At 68.9% G+C, this 6310-nt stretch carries 4 protein-coding genes and 1 pseudogene; 2 read left to right on the top strand and 3 right to left on the bottom strand.

Annotated features, from left to right (window positions below; genetic code table 11):
- The 3 genes and pseudogenes from ABTZ89_RS34025 to glf form a co-directional block, all read right to left on the bottom strand.
- Positions 1-220 (bottom strand): annotated as a pseudogene (locus ABTZ89_RS34025) (phosphatase PAP2 family protein); the annotation flags it as partial.
- Between the two features lie 22 nt (positions 221-242).
- Positions 243-2204, bottom strand: a complete 1962-nt coding sequence (locus ABTZ89_RS34020; RefSeq protein WP_270951605.1) for a glycosyltransferase — start codon at positions 2202-2204, stop codon at positions 243-245.
- Position 2205: 1 nt separating this feature from the next.
- Complete coding sequence (glf, locus tag ABTZ89_RS34015; protein ID WP_270951607.1) at positions 2206-3447, bottom strand: UDP-galactopyranose mutase; 1242 nt, start codon at positions 3445-3447, stop codon at positions 2206-2208.
- A 255-nt stretch (positions 3448-3702) separates the two neighbouring features.
- Between glf and ABTZ89_RS34010 the strand changes: the two genes are divergently transcribed.
- Entirely contained in the window at positions 3703-4950 is a 1248-nt protein-coding gene (locus tag ABTZ89_RS34010) for a glycosyltransferase 87 family protein (RefSeq protein ID WP_351052578.1), read from the top strand.
- Positions 4951-5220: 270 nt separating this feature from the next.
- Positions 5221-6243 (top strand): peptidoglycan recognition protein family protein, encoded by a 1023-nt coding sequence (locus tag ABTZ89_RS34005; protein ID WP_351052575.1) that lies wholly within the window; start codon positions 5221-5223, stop codon positions 6241-6243.
- Positions 6244-6310 lie beyond the last annotated feature (67 nt).

Here is a 6310-nt window from a genome sequence, read left to right as displayed (position 1 = left end):
GGCGGTCCACCAGCGCGCCGATGGCGCCGATGGCCAGCCAGCCGCCGGCGTGCTCGCCGAACAGCGACATCGCCCGAGCGGTCTTGACCACGGCTGGCTTGGCCAGCGCGCCCTGCACCTTGCGCAGCGCGACGGTTTCGGGTGTGACCGTCGCCGGTGCTTCGTCGGCGGATGCGGCGACGTCCCCTTCTGGGTTGGTCGCCGTCGTCAGCTCTGCCACATCGTCTCCGGGTGGATCGGGGTCACTTCTGGTCGAAGGCCTGTTTCCAGGACTCCGCGCTGGTCAGCTCGGGCAACGCTGCCCGGTAGACGGCGCACAGCCGGGACCACTCCTGGCCCAGCCGCTTGTAGTTGGCCATCGCGCGCATGCCCAGCCGGCGGAACTCCTCCGGGTCGCGGCGCCGGAACGCCACCCCGCTGCCGTCGGCGTTGGACACGGTCGCGCTGTCCAGGTTGCCCAGCAGGAACCAGCGAGCGCTGGCCGCGGGCACGTTCAGCTGCGGACGCTCGCCGGCGTCCTTGGCCGGTTCCTTGAGGTTGTGCAGCAGCGCCTTGGACGCGCGCGCCGCGATCACCGCCGGGTTCACCGGCGGCTTGAGCAGGCCTTCGGCCATGATCGGGTTCGCCGAGGGCGGCGGGAACTCGCGGGCCGACGGCAACGTCTTGGCGTCGTCGTAGTCCTTGCGCAGCTCCCGGACCTCCGGCAGCGCCGTGCGGAGGCTCTCGAACAGGCCCTCCGGGCCCGCCATGAAGTCCTCCAGCGCCTTCTGCTGCACCGCGACCGTGGAGTACTCCATCGACAGCAGGTGCCGGAGGGTGAGCTTCAGCCCCTGCTTGATGATGTTGTTCTTGACCTCGTCCGGGCTGTGCAGCGCGGCCAGGATCAGGCGGTTGCGGGTGTGGAAGTACGCCGTCCAGTCGGTGGCGTCGTTCTTGTCCGTCCACGGCATGTGCCAGATCGCCGCGCCCGGCAACGTCACCGTCGGGTACCCGCGCTCACCAGCGCGCAGCGAGTACTCGGAGTCGTCGTGCTTGATGAACAGCGGCAGCGGCAGGCCGGTGCGCTCGATCACCTCGCGCGGGAACAGGCACATCCACCAGCCGTTGTAGGTGGAGTGGATGCGCTGGTGCAGCTTCTTGGTCTTGCGCAGCGGCTTCTTCGCGAAGTCGTGGTCGGTGACCGCGCCCGGCGCGGCCCGCCAGATGCCCTGGCCGAGGTCGACGACCTCGCCCATGGTGTGCAGCCGCGAGCGGGCCTGCAGGTTCAGCATCTGGCCGCCGACGATCACCGGGTGCGAGGCGGCGCGGGCGAACGCGTTCGCGCGCAGGACGCCGTCCGGCTCCAGGGCGATGTCGTCGTCGATGACCATGACCTGCTCGGCGTCCGAGTTGTAGATGCCCTCGTACATGACGCGGCCGAAGCCGCCCGAGCCGCCGATGTTGTCCTGCTCGATCACGTGCAGCTTGTCGCCGATCCGGCGAGCCGCCTCGTCGAAGCCCTCGGTGTCGCGGATCTTCTGCGGGCCCTGGTCGGCCACCACGACGCGCTGCACGACCTCCATGACCTGCGGGTCCTCGCCCAGCGTCTGCAGGGCGAGCACGCAGTCGGCGGGCCGCATCGTGGTGGTGCCCACGACGACCTGCTGCTTGGGCAGCGGGACGTCGGTGGTCCAGGCCGCCTCGTCGATCTCCAGCGGCACGTCGTTGGTGAACAGGTCGAACCAGATCCACCCGCCGTCCTCGAACGGCGTCAGCGACACCCGGAACTCCAGGGACGTCCAGTCCTGGCTGTCCACCGGGGTGCCCTGCAGGTGGACGCTGTCGCCGTTGGCCTTCGAGCGGTAGACGTCGAGCCGACCGGCCCCCTTGACCTTCAGCCGCAGCACGACCTCGTCGACCTTGGTCCAACGCTTCCAGTAGCTGGCCGGGAACGCGTTGAAGTAGGAGGCCAGGGAGATCTTGCGGTGCGCGGGCACCAGCAGCCGGCGCCGCGACACGACGGTGGCGGCGCTGTCCAGCGACGCCGGCTCGTCGATGTACAGCGGGCGGACGTCCAGCGGGTCCTCGCTGCGCGGGAACACCACGCGCTGCAGAACCTGCTGGGACGACACGTCAGCGGTACCGGAGCGCATCGACGTCACGTCGCTGAGCTTGCTCTCCCCCGCAGCGGGAGAACGGTCCTCTCGGGGGGTCCGGTCGGTCACGTCAGTCCTCCAGCGAGCCGTCCAGCGAACGGCCCTCGGTGAAGTATGGAGCGATCTTGTTGTCGAACACGCTCAGCGCCGAGCCGATGGCCATGTGCATGTCCAGGTACTTGTAGGTGCCCAACCGCCCGCCGAAGATGACCTTGCGCTCCTTGGCCTCCTTCTTGGCCAGCTCGCGGTAGGCCTCCAGCTTGCGCCGGTCCTCCGGGGTGTTGATCGGGTAGTACGGCTCGTCCCCGCTCTCCGCGGACCGGGAGTACTCGCGGACGATGACCGACTTGTCCTTCGGGTAGTAGTCCCGCTCCGGGTGGAAGTGCCGGAACTCGTGGATCCGGGTGTACGGGATCTCCTCGTCGGCGTAGTTCATCACCGACGTGCCCTGGAAGTCGCCGGTCTGCACGACCTCGGTCTCGAAGTCCAGGGTGCGCCAGCCCAGCTCGCCCTCGACGTAGTCGAAGTAGCGGTCCAGCGCGCCGGTGAACACCACCGGGACGTCCGTCGGCAGCTCGTCGCGCACCTCGAAGAAGTCGGTGCTCAGCCGGACGTCGATGTTGTCGTGCTCGGCCATCTTCTCCAGCCACGCGGTGTAGCCGTCGACCGGCAGGCCCTCGTAGCTGTCGTTGAAGTACCGGTTGTTGAAGTTGTAGCGGACCGGCAGGCGGCTGATGATCGCCGCGGGCAGTTCCTTGGGGTCGGTCTGCCACTGCTTGGCGGTGTAACCGCGCACGAACGCCTCGTACAGCGGGCGTCCGATCAGCGAGATGGCCTTCTCCTCGAGGTTCTGCGCGTCCGCAGTCTCGATCTCGGACGCCTGCTCGGCGACCAGCGCCTTCGCCTCGTCCGGGGTGAACCCGCGACCGAAGAACTGGCCCAGCAGGCCCAAGTTCATCGGGAACGAGTAAATCTGGCCCTTGTGCGTGGTGAACACGCGGTGCTGGTAATCCGTGAACTCGGTGAACTGGTTCACGTAGTCCCACACGCGCTTGTTCGAGGTGTGGAAGAGGTGCGCGCCGTAGCGGTGCACCTCGATGCCTGTTTCGGGCTCCGCCTCCGAGTAGGCGTTGCCCCCGATGTGGTCACGACGGTCCAGCACCAGCACCCGCTTGTCCAGCTGGGTGGCGGCGCGCTCTGCGATCGTGAGGCCGAAGAATCCGGAACCAACAACGATCAGGTCATAGCCTGCGAAGCTCACAGCCGTCGAGGGTAGCGGGGGCGAACCACCGGCCCGAAACCGCGTTGACATTATCCGCTACACATCGCTACGCGCCGTGTCGATATCACCGCAAATGGCAGTTTCCACGCATTCGCGCAACCTGCGAATACTCACCCCGAGTGAACGGCGCGATACGGTTCGCATCTATTCGCCATTGTTATTACCCGTCAGGCGACCCGCCCGGCGTGTCGTGTCCCGAGTAGGATCGTCGCCTGCGTCGACGCGCCCCCGCTCCCCTGCGGATCGCGAGTGCGGGCGCCGGATTCTGGGGTGGTGAACATCGGGGTGGCACGTGCTCGTGACGGGCGGCACCTGCTGGTCGCGGCGATCGCGATCGAGATCCTGGCGATCTGGTTCGTGCACTGGATCGACACGCGCGGTTACATCGACACCGAGATCTACCAGCTCGGCGCCCGCGCCTGGCTGCGCGGCTACGACGTCTACGGCGGCGACCTGACGCCGGAGTCACCGGACTCGGCCACCCTGCCGTTCATCTACCCGCCCTTCGCGGTGCTGCTGTTCGTGCCGCTGACCTGGCTGTCGACCGAGGCCGCGGTCGTCGTGGTGTCGGTGCTCTCGCACCTGGCGATCCTGGTCACCGCGTACTCGCTGGCCCGCTCGTCGAGCTACCTCGCGCCGCGGGCCGGGCAGGTGGCGGTGGCCACGGCGGTGCTGCTGCCGTGGTTCACGCTGATCGAGCCCACCCGGGAGACGCTGAACTACGGGCAGATCAACCTGGTGCTGATGGGGCTGGTGGCGGCCGACTGCCTGCTGCCGCGCACCCGCTGGCCGCGCGGGCTGCTGGTCGGCATCGCGGCGGCGATCAAGCTGACGCCGCTGGGCTTCCTGCTGCTGTTCCTGCTGCGCCGGGACTACCGGGCGATGGCCGTGACCGGGGCGACCTTCGCCGCGACGGTGCTGGTCGGGCTTGTCGCCGCGCCGAAGGACTCGGCGGACTGGTGGCTGGACTCGATGTTCTCCACCGGCGACTCCCTCGGCACCGTCTACGCGGGCAACCTGACGCTGCGCAGCCTGCTGGCCAAGCAGTCGCTGACCGGGTTCACGCTGAACTCGCTGTGGGTGCTGGGCTCTTTGGCGCTGCTCGTGCTGGCCGTGCTCGGCATCCGGTACGCGCTGCGGACGTCCAACGTCGCGCTGGCGGTGTGCCTGAACGCGATCTGGATCGTGCTGGTGTCGCCGATCTCCTGGTCGCACCACTGGGTGTGGGCCGGGCCGACGCTGGCGCTGCTGTTCGCCATGTCGCTGCGGAACCAGTGGTACGGCGTGACGATCGCGGTGGTGCTGTGCGCGCTGACGGTGCTGTCCGGTCCGCAGTGGTACCTGCCGAACACCGGCGACAAAGAGCTGGACTGGACGTTCTCGCAGCAGATCGTCGGCAACGCCTACACGCTGATCGGCATCGGGTTCCTGGTCGCCGCGGCCGTGGCGCACGTCCGGTTCCGGCCGGGCTCCGCCCGCGCGCCGGAACCCGTCGACGCGGCCCCGACTCCCGCGCCGCAGCACGTCCGCTGACACGCACCGGCGTGTCGTCATCCGACACACCGACACCTGTGGACAAGTCGTCCGCCCTGTGCAGAACTTCCGCGATTTCAATGGAAATCGGACCTCTGATTTCCATTGAAATCGTGGAGATCCCCGGGTCGGGTCCACAGGGGACGGCAGGTGGTCACCCGGACAGAGCAGTTGACCAGCGGCTGATCGGAGCCGCCCGCATACTCGCTTCGGTCCACGAAGCGGTTCCGGCATCCGGCCGGTGCCGACGCGCGGAAGCGAGGTACTGCGATGCGTCTCCGGCTGGGTCTTCCGATCGCGCTGCTGCTGGCTGCGACCGCACTTCCCGCTGCCAGCGCCGCCACCCCGGAGTCGAGCACCCGGATTCCGCTGCGCGACGCGCCGCTGGACCGCTCCGAAGCGCGCGAAGTCCGCACCCCGGCACCCTTCGACCTGGTCGGTCTCGCCTGGCGCGGGCCGGCACCGGACCGCGTCGAGGTGCGGACCCGCGGTGCCGGCGAGTGGAGCGAGTGGACCCGGCTGGATCCGGACGCCGGCGGTAGCGAACCGCTGTGGGCCGGGCGCGCCGACACCGCGCAGGTGCGCGCCAGCCGAGGCGGTGCCGACGTGACCGGCGAGCTGGAGCTCGTCGCCATCGACCCCGGCACGCGACCCGCCGCAGCGCCGGGAACGCGGATCGCCGGGGCGCCGCCGGTCGTCTCGCGGGCGCAGTGGGGCGCCGACGAGAGCCTGATGACCTGGCCGATCGAGCGCACCCGGACCAAGGCCGTGACCGTGCACCACACCGCGGGCACCAACGACTACAGCTGCGAGCAGTCCGCAGACCTCGTGCGGGCGATCTACCGCTACCACGCGGTCGAGCTGAAGTGGGGCGACATCGGCTACCACGCGCTGGTGGACAAGTGCGGCACCGTCTTCGAGGGACGCGCGGGTGGCCTGAGCGGTGACGTCATCGGTGGGCACGCGCGGGGCTTCAACCGCGAGACGTTCGGCGTGTCGATGCTCGGCAACTACGACCGGGCGAAGCCGAGCAGCAAGACCGTCGAGTCGGTCTCCGAGATCAGCGCCTGGAAGCTCGGCACCGCCGGGGTGCGGGCCGACGGCCAGACCCAGCTGACGGCCGAGCCGGCGGACAACTCGCAGCACCCGGCCGGTGCCGTGGTCACGCTGCCGACGATCTTCGGGCACCGGGACGTCAGCAAAACGGCCTGCCCGGGCAAGAACGGCTACGCGGAGCTCGGACCCATCCGGGCCCGCGCCGCAGTCCTCCAGCAGCGCGCCGACCGTCAATGATCATTTACAGTTTCAATTGAAACTGCGGATCCCAGGCACGGCGGATCGCAGTTTCAATTGAAACTGC

Origin of the sequence: Saccharopolyspora sp. NPDC002686 (assembly GCF_040295745.1) — a bacterium.
Classification (GTDB): Bacteria; Actinomycetota; Actinomycetes; order Mycobacteriales; family Pseudonocardiaceae; genus Saccharopolyspora; species Saccharopolyspora oryzae.
This window is presented reverse-complemented; position numbering and strand designations above follow the sequence as displayed.

Bases quoted from the DNA above. Each gene is read 5' to 3' on its own strand.
- glf (WP_270951607.1), bottom strand. From the start codon at position 3,447: ATGTCAACGCGGTTTCGGGCCGGTGGTTCGCCCCCGCTACCCTCGACG.
- ABTZ89_RS34005 (WP_351052575.1), top strand. From the start codon at position 5,221: ATGCGTCTCCGGCTGGGTCTTCCGATCGCGCTGCTGCTGGCTGCGACC.